The 16,704-nt window shown below is 72.4% G+C and carries 9 protein-coding genes and 1 rRNA gene; 8 read left to right on the forward strand and 2 right to left on the reverse strand.

Annotation, left to right across the window (positions count from 1 at the left end; genetic code table 11):
• Positions 1–87: ribosomal RNA gene (gene rrf, locus ACIQWA_RS38740) — 5S ribosomal RNA — on the forward strand; the annotation flags it as partial.
• A 61-nt stretch (positions 88–148) separates the two neighbouring features.
• Positions 149–994, forward strand: coding sequence for a phosphatase PAP2 family protein (locus ACIQWA_RS38745; protein ID WP_402491287.1), 846 nt, complete (start codon positions 149–151; stop codon positions 992–994).
• 11 nt (positions 995–1,005) lie between these two features.
• Here ACIQWA_RS38745 and ACIQWA_RS38750 read toward each other — a convergent pair whose 3' ends face one another.
• Positions 1,006–1,569 carry a GPR1/FUN34/YaaH family transporter gene (locus ACIQWA_RS38750; protein ID WP_360245480.1) on the reverse strand — a complete coding sequence of 188 codons (564 nt, stop codon included), beginning with the start codon at positions 1,567–1,569 and terminating at the stop codon, positions 1,006–1,008.
• Positions 1,570–1,835: 266 nt separating this feature from the next.
• The gene (locus tag ACIQWA_RS38755) at positions 1,836–4,397 is read right to left on the reverse strand and encodes a SpoIIE family protein phosphatase (RefSeq protein WP_402491290.1); all 2,562 of its coding nucleotides are present in this window, start codon (positions 4,395–4,397) and stop codon (positions 1,836–1,838) included.
• A 588-nt stretch (positions 4,398–4,985) separates the two neighbouring features.
• Here ACIQWA_RS38755 and ACIQWA_RS38760 point away from each other — a divergent pair.
• The 6 genes from ACIQWA_RS38760 to pgsA all read left to right on the forward strand — a co-directional run bounded on the left by ACIQWA_RS38760 (position 4,986) and on the right by pgsA (position 16,703).
• Complete coding sequence (locus tag ACIQWA_RS38760; protein ID WP_402491363.1) at positions 4,986–9,506, forward strand: HAMP domain-containing protein; 4,521 nt, start codon at positions 4,986–4,988, stop codon at positions 9,504–9,506.
• 297 nt (positions 9,507–9,803) lie between these two features.
• A complete protein-coding gene (locus tag ACIQWA_RS38765) occupies positions 9,804–10,439 on the forward strand; it encodes a response regulator (protein WP_360245486.1) in 636 nt (211 codons plus the stop codon).
• 149 nt (positions 10,440–10,588) lie between these two features.
• Positions 10,589–13,285, forward strand: coding sequence for a DNA translocase FtsK (locus ACIQWA_RS38770; RefSeq protein ID WP_402491294.1), 2,697 nt, complete (start codon positions 10,589–10,591; stop codon positions 13,283–13,285).
• 319 nt (positions 13,286–13,604) lie between these two features.
• Positions 13,605–14,465, forward strand: coding sequence for a helix-turn-helix domain-containing protein (locus tag ACIQWA_RS38775; RefSeq protein WP_402491297.1), 861 nt, complete (start codon positions 13,605–13,607; stop codon positions 14,463–14,465).
• 97 nt (positions 14,466–14,562) lie between these two features.
• On the forward strand, positions 14,563–16,068 hold the full coding sequence (gene rimO / locus ACIQWA_RS38780) for a 30S ribosomal protein S12 methylthiotransferase RimO (protein WP_360245495.1): 1,506 nt from the start codon (positions 14,563–14,565) through the stop codon (positions 16,066–16,068).
• Positions 16,065–16,703, forward strand: coding sequence for a CDP-diacylglycerol--glycerol-3-phosphate 3-phosphatidyltransferase (pgsA, locus tag ACIQWA_RS38785; protein ID WP_360245498.1), 639 nt, complete (start codon positions 16,065–16,067; stop codon positions 16,701–16,703). Before rimO ends, pgsA begins: the two co-directional genes overlap by 4 nt.
• Position 16,704 lies beyond the last annotated feature (1 nt).

Here is a 16,704-nt window from a genome sequence, read left to right on the forward strand (position 1 = left end):
GGTTACATTCCGAACCCGGAAGCTAAGCCTCACAGCGCCGATGGTACTGCAGGGGGGACCCTGTGGGAGAGTAGGACGCCGCCGAACAATCATTCCAAAAAGACCCCCTCCCATTCGGGAGGGGGTCTTTTTGCGTTACCCTCTGCCAATGCAGAACCTGACCCTGACCTGGCAGACCGCCGGGGGCGCCGCCGTCGTCCTGTACGGAGGCGCGTACGCCGCTGCGAGGGTCCGGAAGCCGGGGGCGTCGGCGCTGCTGCGGGAGGCCGGCACGCTGCTGGCACTGTTCGCCCTCTGGCAGCTGGTCGGGCACCTGTCGGTGATGAGCGCCGATCACGCGTTGGACCGGGCGAGCTGGATCCACCGGACCGAGCAGGCGATCGGCCTGCCGGACGAGGCCTCCTGGCAGGCGGCGGTCACGCCGTACCCGGTGCTGGTGCGGCTGGCGAACTACTACTACGCGGTGATGCACTTCGCCGTCATGCTCGGTGTGCTGCTCTGGGTCTTTTTGCGGCACCGCGAGCGCTACGCGTGGGTGCGCAACACGGTGGTGATCACCACGGCGGTCTGTCTGCTGGTGCAGTTCATCCCGGTGGCGCCGCCGCGGATGCTGCCGCAGAGCGGCTTCGTGGACGTGGCCGCGCAGTACGGGCAGTCGGTGTACGGCGGCGCGGTCGGCGGGGTGGTGGTGGCGGACCAGCTGTCGGCGATGCCGTCGGTGCACGTCGCCTGGTGCGTGCTGGCGGCGGTCGCGGTGGTGCGGGTGTCGCCGAGCCCGTTCCGCTGGGTGGTGGTGCTGCACCCGCTGCTGACGGTCGCGGTGGTCGTGGTGACGGCCAACCACTTCTGGGCGGACGGCATCGTCGCCGTCGCCATCCTGCTGTTCGCCTACGCCGTGCTGGCGCTGGCGGCACGGCGACGGGGCCGGGCCCCCGTCGAGACGGAGACCCGGCCCCGGGCCGGTGCCGAGGAGCGGCCCCAGCAGGTCGGTTGAGCCCCGGCCGGTCACTTGACCGGCAGGGCGACCTTCCCCCAGGATCCGTTGCTCAGCCGGGAGGTGGCCCAGTACCAGGCGATGAGCCCGGAGACGGCGGCGACCCAGCCGGCGGCCTTGCCGAGGCCGCTGTAGCTGCCGAGGACGGCGATGGCGTCCAGTACGAGGGAGACGGTGAACAGGCCGTAGACGGCACGGCTGAACAGGCCCGCGCCCCAGCTGGCGGCGGTGAGGCTGAGGGCGAGCAGGGCCCACACGAGCAGGAACAGGCCCGCGGCGTTCTTGCTCGCGCCGCCGGCCATCGACCAGGTCGCCCAGAAGGCGCCGAGGCTGGTGAAGGCGGTCCCGGTGAAGCCCTCGCCGCCGCGGAGCTGCCAGAGGCCCGCGATGAAGAGGGTGACGCCGCCGAGCAGGTGGGCGAGGTGGGCCGCGTCCCCGGCACCGGTGTTGTGCAGGATCCCGGTGGAGAGCAGACCGTAGGCGAGCAGTGTCAGGCCGAGGGCGAGGTAGCCGAGGTTACCCGCGTCGGCTCCGGTGGAGCGGGCGTTCGTTGCCCCGGTAGCGTCGTTGCTCACCGGAGGCTCCTTTCACTCTGGGCGCGCGCAGGGCGCAGTGACGCTTGGTGTCGTTCGATGGGTGGATGCGCGCGACCGCGCCGAGGGCGCACGGCTGTGAGCGTGCGCGGGCTGCGGTCAGAAGTGAGGTCAGAAGCGACGGGCCTGCGGAGAGCCGCTGGTCACGTCCCCGCCGGGGGATTCCCCGGCGAGATCGGTTTACCCGGCCGTGCCCGCTTGTACCCTTGTGAACATAACAATTTGTGATGATGTCAGCTGTGGAACGCTCACGACTGACGCTGGGTGGGGACCCGGAGCGTCAGGATCGCCATGTCGTCGGACGGCGGCTCGGGGGCGAAGCGCTCGACCGCGCGCTGTACCCGCATGGCGACCGCACCGGCGGTCAGCCCGGTGCAGCCGGTGAGCACCTCGGCGAGGCCGTCGTCGCCGAGCATCCGCCGGCCCTCGCGGCGCTCGGTGACGCCGTCGGTGACGCAGAGCAGGACCTCGCCGGGTGCCAACACCAGGTGCTCGGCGGTGAGTTCGAGGTCGTCCAGGACGCCGAGCAGCGGCTGCGGGGTGGCGGCCCGGTCGACCTGGCCGTCGGTGCGCAGTCGCAGCGGCAGCGGGTGGCCGGCGCAGACCAGGGACAGTTCGGTGCTGCCGTCCGGGCGGGGCGTCAGCTCGCCGTAGAGCAGGGTGAGGAAGCGGCTGCGCGAACCCTCGTCCAGGATGGCCGCGTTGAGCCGGCGCAGCACCTGCGGGGCGTCCAGGCCCTCGCGGGCGAGCAGGCGCAGCGAGTGCCGGGCCAGGCCGGTGACGGAGGCGGCCTCGGGGCCGGTGCCGCAGACGTCGCCGATCGCGAAGCCGTAGGTGCCCTCGCGGATGGTGAACAGGTCGTAGAAGTCGCCGCCGACCTCGTTGCCCTCGCCGGCGGCCTGGTAGTAGACGTCGACCTCGACGCCGGGGATCTCGGGCAGGTCCGGCGGGAGCAGGCTGCGCTGGAGGGCCTGGCTGGTCGCGGTGCGCTCGGAGTAGAGCCGGGAGTTGTCGAGGGCCAGGGCGGCCCGGCGGGAGAGGTCCTCGGCGAGTTCGAGGATCTCCTGCCGGAACCGCACGCCGGCCGGGACGCCGAGCGCGAGCAGGCCGATCACCCGGTTGCGGGCGGTCAGCGGCAGGACGACGGTCTCGCCGAGCAGGCCGGCGAGTTCGGGGCTGTCGGTGAGGCCGCGGGCTCCGGCGGTCTCGGCGGGCGCGGTCCAGAAGCGGACGCCGTGGGTGGGTCCCGTCTCGGGGGAGGGGGTCTTGTCGAGGAGGTCGCGCAGCGGGTCGATCCGGTCCTCGTCCTCGTGCAGCACGAAGGCGAGGCCGGCCGAGGAGCTGTGGTCGCCGTTGGTGTAGACGGCGCACCAGGAGGCGAGGGTGGGGACGGCCATCTGGGCCATCAGCGCCAGGGTCTGCTCGTGTTCGAGGGTGCCGGCCAGCAGGTCGGAGGCCTCGACGAGGAAGGAGAGCGAGCCGCGGCGCAGCCGTTCGAGCTCGGTCAGCCGGGTGCTCTCGACGGCCAGGGCGACCCGGTCGGCGGCGAACTGGAGGCGCAGCGCGTCCTCGTTGTCGTAGCGGCCGGGGGCGGCGGTGGCGATGCCGAGCGAGCCGATCAGGCGGCCCTCGACCTTGAGCGGGACGGTGACCAGGGAGCGCATGCCGCTGCCGGTGAGCAGGGGCAGGCCGGTGGGGCGGGCGGCGAGGTCCTCGTGGACGGTGGGCAGCCGGGCGGAGTCGTAGCGGTTGCCGGTGCCCACCGGGAAGCGGGTGTGCCGGCGGTGCCCGGTGGTCAGGCCGGTGGCGGCGCGGACCTCGAACTCGGCCTCGTCGTCGGTGGTGAGCAGCAGGTAGGCGGCGTCGGCGTCGAGCAGGTCGCGGGCGCGTTCGACGGTGCGCTGGAGGAGGGTTTCCAGGTCGTCGGTGGCGACCGGTCCGGCCAGCAGGTCGAGCCGGGGACCGGCCGGGTCGGGGCGCTCGCCGGGCAGGGCGCGGGCGGGGGAGCGCAGGACCGCGCGGTCGGGTTCGAGGACGAGCAGGCACAGGGTGGAGGCGACGCCCTCGGTGTCGCGCACGCGCACCTGGAGGCCGTAGACCTCGACCTCCTCGCCGTCGGCCCGGCGCACGGCGTAGTCGCCCTCCCAGCGGGCCAGCCGGAGGGTGTCGGTGAGGCCGAGGCCGCGGCCGGGGGACTGCGGCCAGACCGCGAGGTCGGCCCAGGGGCGGCCCAGCACGGTGGCGGCGGGGTACCGGAAGAGGGATTCGGCGTCCGGGTTCCAGGCCAGGACGCGGCCGTCCTCGTCGAGCTGGACGACGGCGACGTGCAGCGGCCCGGGGCTGCTGGGCAGGTCGCTGCCGGGGGTGGCGGGGACGGCGTAGCGGGTGCCGGCCACGTGGGCGGGCAGGGCGAGCCGGAACCAGACGGTCTTCTGGCCGGCCGCGTACTCGACGCCCCAGCGCTCGGCGAGGGCGGAGCACATCAGCAGGCCGCGGCCGCCCTCGCCGTCGGGGTCGGCGAAGCGCTCGGAGGCGGACACCGGGCCGTCGCCGAGCGAGGGCAGGCCGCGCTCGGGGTGGTGGTCGGTGACCTCGATCCGGACGCTCTCCTCCTCGCGCAGGCAGCAGACCTCGGCGGCGGTGCCGGCGTGCACGACGGCGTTGGTGACCAGCTCGCTGACCAGGACGACGGCGTCGTCGACGACCTCGGGCAGGCCCCAGCCGAGCAGCGCGTCCCGGACGAAGCCCCGGGCGGCGGCCGCGGACCGGCCGTCGGGGTCGAAGGTGGCGGCTGCGCGCGCGGTGACCACGTTGCCACTTCTCCTCTGCTGCTCTGGCCCTGACTGTCCGGGGCTCGTGCCGACCTCCCCGTGCGTGCCGTCGGTGGGCGGCGTCGTCGGGTCGGGTCGTGGCCCGGTGCAGCGCTCCACCCTACTTTCCGCTCGGTACCCCGTGGGGGCGGGGCGGTGAAACAGGCACCGGAGGGTGATTCTGCCCACCTGTTTCGGACGGTGCGGGGACAACCGTGTGCAACCGGCCGTATACCCGGCGCCAGTGCTGCCAGACTGGGGGGTCCGCGACGGCCGGTGGGAGCAGTACGGTCGTGTGGGTGCCGGTGGGCCGTGAGGGCCGGCCGGTACGCAGCCCAGCCGGGCCGGTGCCCCGGTCCCGTGCCGTTTCCGGTGCGGCGGGTCACCGGACAGTTCACACGATGTGGGAGGGGCCCGTTGAGTTCGGCCACCAAGGACGCCACCAAGGACGCCACCGGTACGACGCCGCAGGCTCCGCGCGGCGGGCGGTCCGGGACCGCGCCGCGGATCGCGGCCGGCCGGCGAGCGGGCTACAGCCGCAGCGCGGAGCCCGCCGAACTGCGCAAGCTGTTGGCCGCGCTGACCGCGATGCGGGACGGCAACTTCCGCCGCAGGCTGACGGTGCCGGGCGACGGGCCGTTGGCGGAGATCGCCGCGGTGTTCAACGAGGTCGCCGAGCGCAACCAGCACCTGACCGGTGAACTGGCCCGGGTGCGGCGGGCGGTGGGCCGCGAGGGCCGGCTGAACGAGCGGCTGGAGACCGGTGCGGGCGAGGGCGCCTGGATGGCGGCGGTCGACAACTGCAACGCGCTGATCGACGACCTGGCCCGGCCGATGGCCGAGGTGGGGCGGGTGCTGACCTCGATCGCCGAGGGTGACCTGGACCAGAAGATGGAGCTGCGCTCGCTGCACAGCAACGGGGTGAGTCACCCGTTGCGCGGCGAGTACCTGAGGATCGGCCGGACGGTCAACGGGCTGGTGGACCAGCTCTCCGAGTTCACCGACGAGGTGACCCGGGTGGCCCGCGAGGTGGGCACCGAGGGCAAGCTCGGCGGGCAGGCCAAGGTCCGTAGCGTGTCGGGCAGTTGGAAGGACCTGGCGGACTCGGTCAACACCATGGCCGGGCGGCTGACCGCGCAGGTGCGCAACATCGCCCAGGTGACCACGGCGGTGGCCAAGGGCGACCTGTCCCGCAAGGTGACCGTCGACGTGGCCGGCGAGATGCTGGAGTTGAAGAACACCGTCAACACGATGGTGGACCAGCTGAACGGCTTCGCCGCCCAGGTGACCACGGTGGCCCGGGACGTCGGCACCGAGGGCCGGCTGGGCGGTCAGGCGCAGGTGCCGGGCGTGGCCGGGGTCTGGCGCGAGCTGACCGACTCGGTGAACTTCATGGCCGACAACCTGACCGGCCAGGTGCGCAACATCGCCCAGGTGACCACGGCGGTGGCGCGCGGGGACCTCTCGCAGAAGATCGAGGTGGACGCGCGCGGCGAGATGCTGGAGCTCAAGAACACCATCAACACGATGGTGGACCAGCTCTCCGGCTTCGCCGAACAGGTGACCCGGGTGGCCCGCCAGGTGGGCACCGAGGGCCGGCTCGGCGGTCAGGCGCAGGTGCCCTGGGCGGCCGGGGTGTGGCGGGACCTGACCGACAACGTCAACTTCATGGCGAACAACCTCACCGATCAGGTGCGCAACATCGCCCAGGTGACGACCGCGGTCGCCAAGGGCGACCTGTCGCAGAAGATCCAGGTGGACGCCCGGGGCGAGATCCTGGAGTTGAAGAACACCATCAACACCATGGTCGACCAGCTCTCGGCCTTCGCCGACGAGGTCACGCGGGTCGCCCGGGACGTCGGCACCGAGGGCATCCTCGGCGGTCAGGCCAGTGTGCCCGGGGTGTCCGGGACGTGGAAGGACCTGACCAACAGCGTCAACCTGATGGCCAACAACCTGACCAGCCAGGTCCGCAACATCGCCGAGGTGACCACGGCGGTGGCCCGCGGCGACGTGTCGAAGAAGATCACCGTCGACGCCCGGGGCGAGATCCTGGAGCTGGTGACCACCGTCAACACCATGGTCGACCAGCTCTCCGCCTTCGCCGACGAGGTCACCCGCGTCGCCCGCGAGGTGGGTACCGAGGGCATCCTGGGCGGCCAGGCGCGGGTGCGCGGGGTGTCGGGCATCTGGAAGGACCTGACCGACAACGTCAACTTCATGGCGTCGAACCTGACCGGCCAGGTCCGCAACATCGCCGAGGTCGCCTCCGCGGTGGCCCGCGGCGACCTCTCCAAGAAGATCACCATCGACGCCCAGGGTGAGATCGCGACGCTCGCCGGGACGCTGAACACCATGGTGGACCAGCTGTCCGCGTTCGCGGTCGAGGTCACGCGCGTTGCCCGCGAGGTGGGCACCGACGGCACCCTGGGCGGTCAGGCGAGCGTGCCGGGCGTGGCCGGCATCTGGAAGGACCTGACCGACAACGTCAACCAGATGGCCAACAACCTCACCGGCCAGGTCCGCAACATCGCGCTGGTGATCACCGCGGTCGCCCGCGGCGACCTCTCGCAGAAGATCGACGTGGACGCGCGCGGCGAGATCCTCCAGCTCAAGACCAACATCAACACCATGGTGGACCAGCTCTCCGCCTTCGCGGACGAAGTCACCCGGGTCGCCCGCGAGGTGGGCACCGACGGGCGGCTCGGCGGCCAGGCCCGGGTGCCCGGGGTGGACGGCACCTGGCAGGACCTCACCGAGTCGGTGAACGAGCTGGCCAACAACCTGACCCGGCAGGTGCGCGCGATCGCCCAGGTCGCCACCGCGGTGACCAGGGGCGACCTGAGCCTGCGGATCGACGTGGACGCCGCCGGGGAGCTCGACGAGCTCAAGGACAACATCAACCAGATGATCGCCAACCTGCGCGAGACCACCCGCACCAACCAGGAGCAGGACTGGCTCAAGACCAATCTGGCCCGGATCTCCGGCCTGCTCCAGGGCCGCCGGGACCTGGAGGCCGTCGCCTCGCTGATCATGACCGAGCTGACCCCGGTGGTCTCCGCCCAGCACGGAGCCTTCTTCCTGGCCCAGCCGGCCGGGCGGACCGCCGAACTGATCACCGAGGACGACGACGAGAACGACACCGTGCTGCGGCTGATCGGCAGCTACGGCTACCAGCGGCGGGCGATGCCGACCACCTTCCGGCCGGGCGAGTCGCTGATCGGCCAGGCGGCGGTGGAGAAGCGGGCGATCATCGTCAAGGAGGCGCCGCCCGGCTACCTCAAGATCGCCACCGGCCTCGGCGAGGCCTCGCCGGCCCACATCGTGGTGCTGCCGGTGCAGTTCGAGGGCCGGCTGCTGGGCGTGATCGAGCTGGCCACGTTCAGCTCCTTCACCACCGTCGCACTGGACTTCCTCAACCAGATCGCCGACCTGATCGGCGTCACCGTCAACACCATCAGCGTCAACACCAAGACCGAGGGCCTGCTGCTGGAGTCCCAGCGGCTCACCGCCGAACTCTCGATGCGATCCGCCGAGTTGGAGGCACGCCAGGAGGAACTGGAGCGCACCAACGAGGAGTTGCAGGAGAAGGCCGAGCAACTCGCCCAGCAGAACCGCGACATCGAGATCAAGAACAGCGAGATCGAGGAGGCCCGGCAGGTCCTGGAGGAGCGCGCCGAGCAGCTCGCCCTGGCCTCCCGGTACAAGAGCGAGTTCCTCGCCAACATGTCGCACGAGCTGCGCACCCCGCTCAACTCGCTGCTGATCCTGGCCAAGCTGCTCTCCGACAACAACGAGGGCAACCTCTCGCCCAAGCAGGTCGAGTTCGCCGACACCATCCACGGCGCCGGCTCCGACCTGCTCCAGCTGATCAACGACATCCTCGACCTGTCCAAGGTCGAGGCCGGCAAGATGGACGTCCGTCCGGCCCGGATCGCCCTGGTCCAGCTGGTCGACTACGTCGAGGCCACCTTCCAGCCGGTCGCCCTGGACAAGAACCTGGACTTCGCGGTCCGGGTCTCGCCCGCCCTGCCGGTCACCCTGCACACCGACGAGCAGCGGCTCCAGCAGGTGCTGCGCAACCTGATCTCCAACGCCGTCAAGTTCACCGACTCCGGCGGCGTCGACTTCTCGATCAGCGCGGCCGGCCGGGACGTCCCCCAGCACGTGCGCGAGCGGCTGCTGGAGTTCGGCTCGATCCAGGGCCCGGACGAGGAGCTGATCGCCTTCTCGGTCTCCGACACCGGCATCGGCATCCCCGGCAACAAGCTGCGGGAGATCTTCGAGGCGTTCAAGCAGGCCGACGGCACCACCAGCCGCAAGTACGGCGGCACCGGCCTCGGGCTGTCGATCAGCCGCGAGATCGCCCGGCTGCTCGGCGGGGAGATCCACGCCGAGAGCGAGCTGGGCAAGGGCTCGACCTTCACGCTCTACCTGCCGCTGCGCACCGACGCCCCGGAGGCCACCGCCGAGCGGCCCCAGGAGCGCCCGGGCCCGGTGAACCCGCCCGCGCTGCGCGCCTCGGTCGGGGTGACCCCGGTGGGCCTGCCGGTGCCGGTCGGTGAGAGCCCGGCCGACCACTGGGCCCAGGAGGTCCGGGAGATGGCCGAGGAGCGCCGCCGCGGGGCGGTGGAGCGCCGCCGCAGCGCCGCCCTGGAGAGCGCCGCGGTGCCGCGCGCGGTGGAGCCCGCGCAGCAGCCCCGGCCGGCCCGCGGCGACACCCGCTTCGACGGCCAGCAGGTGCTGATCGTGGACGACGACGTGCGCAACGTGTTCGCCCTGACCAGCGTGCTGGAGCAGCACGGGCTGACCGTCCTGTACGCGGAGAACGGCCGTGAGGGCATCGAGATGCTGGAGCAGCACGAGAACGTGGCGCTGGTCCTGATGGACATCATGATGCCGGAGATGGACGGCTACGCGACCACCGAGGCGATCCGCCGGATGCCCCAGTTCGCCGGCCTGCCGATCATCGCGCTGACCGCCAAGGCGATGAAGGGCGACCGGGAGAAGTCCCTGGAGGCGGGAGCCACCGACCACATCACCAAGCCGGTGGAGACCGACCACCTGCTGTCGGTGATGTCCGAGTGGCTGAACGGCGACCGCGCGTGAGTCCGCCGCCTGGCGCGAACCCCGGGGCCCGCCCCGGGGTTCGCGCCTGCCGGTCGGCCGGTTTGCTGGCGGACCGGCCCGGGAACCCGGTAGGGTCACCGAGCGTTGCGAACAGTGACCGGACGGCGACACGCTGCTGAGCGTGCGCCGGAGCACCGGCTGTGCGCCGCTCCGGATCGGGTCCCGACGGAGCGATGTGCCGGGCGAGGGGGTGCGGCTAGCATGACCGGGGTAGCGGTGGGCAGTACGCGAGTGCCCGCACCGGGCGGCAGGCAGGCGACAGGAGGGCGAGCCCCGATGCAGAAGGCGAAGATCCTCCTGGTCGACGACCGGCCGGAGAACCTGCTGGCGCTGGAGGCGATCCTCTCCGCCCTGGACCAGACGCTGGTCCGCGCCGCCTCCGGCGAGGAGGCGCTCAAGGCGCTGTTGACGGACGACTTCGCGGTGATCCTGCTGGACGTCCAGATGCCCGGGATGGACGGCTTCGAGACGGCCGCCCACATCAAGCGCCGCGAGCGCACCCGGGACATCCCGATCATCTTCCTGACCGCGATCAACCACGGCCCGCACCACACCTTCCGCGGCTACGCGGCCGGTGCGGTGGACTACATCTCCAAGCCCTTCGACCCGTGGGTGCTGCGCGCCAAGGTCTCGGTCTTCGTCGACCTGTACGTCAAGAACTGCCAGTTGAAGGAGCAGGCCGCGCTGCTGCGGCTGCAGCTGGAGGCGGGCGGTGGCGAGCCGGCCCTCGGCGGGGCGCTGCTCGGCGAGCTGTCCGCACGGCTGGCGGCGGTCGAGGAGCAGGCGGAGGCGCTGGGCAAGCAGCTGGACGGGGCCGAGGACGCCGGGGTGGCCGCCACCGCGGCGCACCTGGAGCGCAAGCTCGCCGGACTGCGTCGGGCCCTCGACGCGATGCGCCCCGGTACGCCGTAGGTCGAGCCCCGGATGTTCACTCCTCCGGGTGGTTTTGCTGCTGCGCCCGGGTGAAACCGGGTCAGCGTGACGGTGTGTCTGCGACACGTCCCGGCGCCGGGGCTCGGCCACGTGGGCAGTGGTCCCCCACCCCGGTAGGCTGCTGACCCATGGCCACTCGTACGCCCGGAAACGCCGCACGCAAACCGAGTCCGGGACCGTCCAAGAAGGCCGCGGCCAAGGCCCCGGGCAAGCCGCCCGCCAAGAAGGCGGCCGCCCGCCGGGCCCCCGCGAAGCGGACGGCGGCCAAGTCGGCCCCGCCGCCCCCGCCGCGCCGGGGGCTCGTGATGGGCGCCCTCAACGCCCTCGCCAGCCCGATCGCCGCGATCTTCCGCGGCTTCGGCGACGGCGCCAAGAACCTCCACCCGGACCACCGCAAGGACGGCATCGGCCTGCTGCTGTTCGCGCTGGCGCTGGTGGTCGCGGCCGGCACCTGGTTCAGCTCGGAGGGCTGGCTGAACGGCGCGGCCACCGCCGTGGTGTCCGGGCTGTTCGGGCGGCTCGACGTGCTGGTGCCGTTCCTGCTGGCCGCGATCGCCGTCCGGCTCTGGCGCCACCCGGAGCTCCCGGAGGCCAACGGCCGGATCGTGATCGGGCTGAGCACCCTGCTGATCGGCATCCTCGGCCTGGTCCACATCGGCTGCGGCGCGCCCACCATGGGCAGCGGCGCCTCCCGGATAAGGGCGGCCGGCGGGATCATCGGCTGGGCCGCCTCGACCCCGATGATGGCCGCCGCCGGCGCGGTCCTGGCCGTGCCGCTGCTCCTGCTGCTGGCCTTCTTCGGCCTGCTGGTGGTCACCGCGACCCCGGTCAACCGGATCGGCGAGCGGGTGCGCGGGCTGGGGATAAGGCTCGGCGTGGTCGAGCCGGGGCCCGAGGACGAACTGCGCTGGGGGCGCACGCCGGAGCGGGACCTGTCCACCGATCCGCCGGAGGACGCCGACCCCGAGGCGCTGCCCTACACCCTCGACACCGACGACGGCCCCCTCGACGAGGTGGCCGCCCGGCGGCGCCGCCGTCGGCGCAAGCCGTCCGTCGAGGACGAGGAGGGGCAGCCGGAGGCCGTCCGCCGCATCTCCCTGGACAAGGAACCGCTGGACCAGGAGCCGCTGGACCCGTACGCCACCCGCGACCTGGCCGCCGGCGCCGCCGCCGACCTGGACGGCGCCCTGGTCTACGGGGTGCCCGCCTCCTCGGCGGTGGCGGACATGATGCACCAGGTCAAGGACCTCACCGCGGCGCCGGAGGAGCCCGCCGTGCCTGCCGCCCGCAGCGGCGGCCCGGGGGCGCCCGCGGAGCACGGCCCGGCGCCGGTGCGGATGGAGCAGCTCCAGCTCGGCGAGGGGATCACCTACGCGCTGCCCTCGCTCGACCTGCTGGAGCGCGGCGGCCCGGCCAAGGCCCGCAGCGCCCTCAACGACGAGGTGGTCGCCCAGCTCACGAGCACCTTCGCCGAGTTCAAGGTGGACGCGAGGGTCACCGGCTTCACCCGCGGCCCGACGGTCACCCGCTACGAGGTCGAGCTCGGCCCGGCCGTCAAGGTGGAGCGGATCACCGCGCTCGCCAAGAACATCGCGTACGCGGTGGCCAGCCCGGACGTGCGGATCATCAGCCCGATCCCGGGCAAGTCCGCGGTCGGCATCGAGATCCCCAACCGGGACCGCGAGATGGTCAACCTCGGCGACCTGCTGCGCTCGCGCACGGCCGCCGAGGACACCCACCCGATGGTCGTCGGCATGGGCAAGGACGTCGAGGGCCACACCGTGATGGCCAACCTCGCCAAGATGCCGCACATCCTGGTGGCCGGCGCGACCGGTGCGGGCAAGTCCTCCTGCATCAACTGCCTGATCACCTCGATCCTCGCCCGGGCCACCCCGGACGAGGTGCGGATGGTGCTGGTCGACCCCAAGCGGGTCGAACTGACCGCGTACGAGGGCATCCCGCACCTGATCACGCCGATCATCACCAACCCCAAGAAGGCCGCCGAGGCCCTCCAGTGGGTGGTGCGCGAGATGGACCTGCGCTACGACGACCTGGCGGCCTTCGGCTTCCGGCACGTGGACGACTTCAACGCGGCGGTGAAGGCCGGCAAGGTCACCCCGCCGCTGGGCAGCGAGCGGGAGCTGCGGCCGTACCCGTACCTGCTGGTGATCGTCGACGAGCTGGCCGACCTGATGATGGTCGCGCCGCGCGACGTCGAGGACTCGGTGGTCCGGATCACCCAGCTGGCCCGGGCGGCCGGCATCCACCTGGTGCTCGCCACCCAGCGGCCCTCGGTGGACGTGGTGACCGGCCTGATCAAGGCCAACGTGCCGTCCCGGCTGGCCTTCGCGACCTCCGCGATGGCCGACTCCCGGGTCATCCTGGACCAGCCCGGCGCGGAGAAGCTGATCGGCAAGGGCGACGCGCTGTTCCTCCCGATGGGCGCGAGCAAGCCGATCCGCATGCAGGGCGCGTTCGTCACCGAGGCGGAGATCGCCAAGGTGGTGCAGCACTGCAAGGACCAGCTGACCGCCGTCTACCGGGACGACGTGACGGTCGGGGGCGGGCCCAAGAAGGAGATCGACGAGGAGATCGGCGACGACCTGGACCTGCTGATCCAGGCGGCCGAGCTGGTGGTCTCCACCCAGTTCGGCTCGACCTCGATGCTCCAGCGCAAGCTCCGGGTCGGCTTCGCCAAGGCGGGCCGGCTGATGGACCTGATGGAGTCGCGCGGGATCGTCGGCCCGAGCGAGGGCTCCAAGGCCCGCGACGTGCTGGTGAAGCCGGACGAGCTGGACGGCGTGCTGGTGACCCTGCGGGGCTGAGCCGGGCCGCGGGGCCGGGCACGCCTGCGCGGCCGGGCACCGGGCCCGCAGGGCTGACGGGTCGTGCCCTCCGGGTGGGTTCACTCGTTCGGAGGAGGGTAGGCGCGGTACCGGGAACCGAATGTGCGTACGCGGCGTCACTGGCCGGAAAGCGCACTCCGGCCTCCCCGGCGTGCCCTCGCTGACGACCGTTCAGCGGGGGGCGGGCGCCCGGCCGGGCCGGGCACGCGCATTCGGGCCCGTTCCGCTTGAGAAACGATCCGTCCCCGCCCCTAGACTGTTCTCCAGCAGGTGGCCATCCGCTCGAAAGGCGTGCCCCGTGACCATCGGCAAGTCCTCCGACCGCGAGAACGCCCCGTCGTCCGTCGAGCCGACCGACGACGTGGTGCAGGCGGCCGATGCCCCGAGCATCGGCCGGGTGCTGTCCGCCGCCCGGATCGGGGCGGGACTCACGGTGGACCAGGTGAGTACCGCTACCCGGGTCCGGGTGCCGATCGTCCATGCCATCGAGGAGGACGACTTCGACCGCTGCGGCGGCGATTTCTACGCCCGCGGGCACATCCGCTCGATCGCCCACGCGGTCGGCGCGGACGGCGAGGCCCTGGTCGCCCGCTACGACGCCGCGCACGGCGGCTCGCCGGCCTCCAAGCGCCCCGCCACCCAGCTGATGGACAGCGGCCCGATCAAGGTCCCCGGCCGCAGCCGGCCGAACTGGGCGGCCGCCATGGTCGCCGCGATCGTCGCGGTGGTGGCGCTGATCGGCTTCAACCTGGTCAGCGGCAAGAGCGGCCACGGCACCACCGGCTCGGCCAGCGCGCCGCTGCCCAGTGGCTCCGGGACCGGCTCGGTCGCCCCGGTCACGCCGAGCGTCCAGCCGCCGGCGCCCGCGCCGAGCGCCGCCGCGATCGCCGCCGTCCCGGCCGACAAGGTCACCGTGAAGCTGGTCGCCGAGGGCACCAGCTGGGTCTCCGCGACGGACGGCAGCGGCAAGTCGCTGTTCCAGAACAACATCAGTGACGGCCAGGACCAGACCTTCACCGACCCCAAGCAGATCAAGCTGGTGCTCGGCAACGGCGGGGCCGTGCACGCGTACGTCAACGGCAAGGACCTCGGCGTCCTCGGCAAGGACGGCCAGGTGGTGCACGTCACGTACACCCCCGGCGACCCGCAGGCGGGCTGACCACAGGGCCCGCCGAGGGCCGTCGATGATCAGCTGATCCGTGGCACGCGGCCTCCGGGGCGAACGGCACCGGAGGCCGCGCGTTAATCTTGGGCCTATGCCTGAACGCCGCACTGTCGCCCTTGTCACGCTCGGATGCGCCCGCAACGAGGTGGACTCCGAGGAACTCGCCGGGCGACTGGAAGCCGACGGCTGGTTGCTCGTCGACGATGCCGCCGAGGCCGATGTCGCCGTCGTCAACACCTGTGGCTTCGTCGAGGCCGCCAAGAAGGACTCCGTCGACGCCCTGCTGGAGGCCAACGACCTCAAGGGGCACGGCCGCACCCAGGCCGTCGTCGCGGTCGGCTGCATGGCCGAGCGGTACGGCAAGGAACTCGCCGACGCGCTGCCGGAGGCCGACGGGGTGCTCGGCTTCGACGACTACTCCGACATCTCCGACCGCCTGCAGACCATCCTCTCCGGCGGCCACCACGCCCCGCACATCCCGCGCGACCGCCGCAAGCTGCTGCCGATCAGCCCGGCCGAGCGGCAGTCGGCCGCCGAGTCCGTCGCGCTGCCCGGCCACGGCGCCGAGGCCGCCGCCGAGCCGATCACCGACCTGCCCGACGGCCTCGCCCCGGCCTCCGGCCCGCGCACCCTGCGCAAGCGGCTGGACGACAGCCCGGTCGCCTCGGTCAAGCTCGCCTCCGGCTGCGACCGGCGCTGCTCCTTCTGCGCCATCCCCGCCTTCCGCGGCTCCTTCATCTCCCGCCGGCCGTCCGACGTGCTGCAGGAGGCCCAGTGGCTGGCCGGGCAGGGCGTCCGCGAGATCGTCCTGGTCAGCGAGAACAACACCTCGTACGGCAAGGACCTCGGCGACATCCGGCTGCTGGAGACCCTGCTCGGCGAGATCTCCGCGATCGAGGGCGTCGAGCGGGTGCGGGTCTCCTACCTGCAGCCGGCCGAGATGCGCCCGGGCCTGATCGACGCGATGACCGGGACCACCGACGTGGTGCCCTACTTCGACCTGTCCTTCCAGCACTCGGCGCCCGCCGTACTGCGCCGGATGCGCCGCTTCGGCTCCACCGACCAGTTCCTCCAGCTGCTCGGGACCATCCGGGACAAGGCCCCGCAGGCCGGCGCCCGGTCCAACTTCATCGTCGGCTTCCCCGGTGAGACCGAGGAGGACTTCGCCGAGCTGGAGCGCTTCGTCACCCACGCCGGGCTGGACGCGATCGGCGTCTTCGGCTACTCCGACGAGGACGGCACCGAGGCGGCGACCTACGACGGCAAGCTGCCCGAGGACGTTGTCGCCGACCGGCTGGCCCGGCTGAGCCGGCTCGCCGAGGAGATGACCGCCCAGCGGGCCGAGCAGCGGATCGGCACCGAGGTCGAGGTGCTGATCGAGTCGATCGAGGACGGCGTGGTCGAGGGCCGCTCCGCCCACCAGGCCCCGGAGACGGACGGCCTGACCACCCTGCACGGTGTCGAGGACCCGCGGGTCGGGCAGTTCTGGCGGGCCACCGTGGTGGCCAGCGAGGGCGTCGACCTGATCGCCGAGGCGCTGGAACAGGTGCGACGGCCCGCGATGTCGGGGGCCGAGGCTCCGGGAGCCGGGGAATGACCAAGGGGCCCGGGGCCCCGGCCGCGGCCCACCCGGGCAGACCGGCGGCCGCCGTTCCGCCGGCGCCGGGGGTCTGGAACATCGCCAACGTGCTCACCATGGTCCGGGTGCTGCTGGTCCCGGTCTTCGTGGCCCTGCTGTTCGCCGACGACGGGCACAATCCCAAGTGGCGCGCGGTCGCCTGGGCGGCGTTCGCGATCGCGATGATCACCGACCTGTTCGACGGCGAGATCGCCCGCCGCAAGGGCCTGGTCACCGACTTCGGCAAGATCGCCGACCCGATCGCCGACAAGGCGATCATGGGCTCGGCGCTGATCGGCCTCTCCGTCCTCGGCGACCTGCCCTGGTGGGTCACCGTGGTGATCCTGGCCCGCGAGCTCGGCATCACCCTGATGCGCTTCTGGGTGATCCGCTACGGCGTCATCCCGGCCAGCCGCGGCGGCAAGCTCAAGACGCTGACCCAGGGCACGGCGGTCGGCATGTACGTGCTGCCGCTGACCGGCTGGCTGGCCACCGGGCGGGCGGTCCTGATGGCCGCGGCGGTGCTGCTGACCATCGGCACCGCGCTGGACTACATCGGCCAGGCGCTGCGCCTGCGCCGCGAGGGCACGGCCGCGGAGCGCGCGGACCGCTAGC

This window comes from Kitasatospora sp. NPDC098652 (assembly GCF_044760155.1).
Taxonomy (GTDB): Bacteria; Actinomycetota; Actinomycetes; order Streptomycetales; family Streptomycetaceae; genus Kitasatospora.

Bases quoted from the DNA above. Each gene is read 5' to 3' on its own strand.
- ACIQWA_RS38760 (WP_402491363.1), top strand. From the start codon at position 4,986: ATGCGGGACGGCAACTTCCGCCGCAGGCTGACGGTGCCGGGCGACGGG.
- ACIQWA_RS38770 (WP_402491294.1), top strand. From the start codon at position 10,589: ATGGCCACTCGTACGCCCGGAAACGCCGCACGCAAACCGAGTCCGGGA.
- ACIQWA_RS38765 (WP_360245486.1), top strand. From the start codon at position 9,804: ATGCAGAAGGCGAAGATCCTCCTGGTCGACGACCGGCCGGAGAACCTG.
- pgsA (WP_360245498.1), top strand. From the start codon at position 16,065: ATGACCAAGGGGCCCGGGGCCCCGGCCGCGGCCCACCCGGGCAGACCG.
- rimO (WP_360245495.1), top strand. From the start codon at position 14,563: ATGCCTGAACGCCGCACTGTCGCCCTTGTCACGCTCGGATGCGCCCGC.
- ACIQWA_RS38745 (WP_402491287.1), top strand. From the start codon at position 149: ATGCAGAACCTGACCCTGACCTGGCAGACCGCCGGGGGCGCCGCCGTC.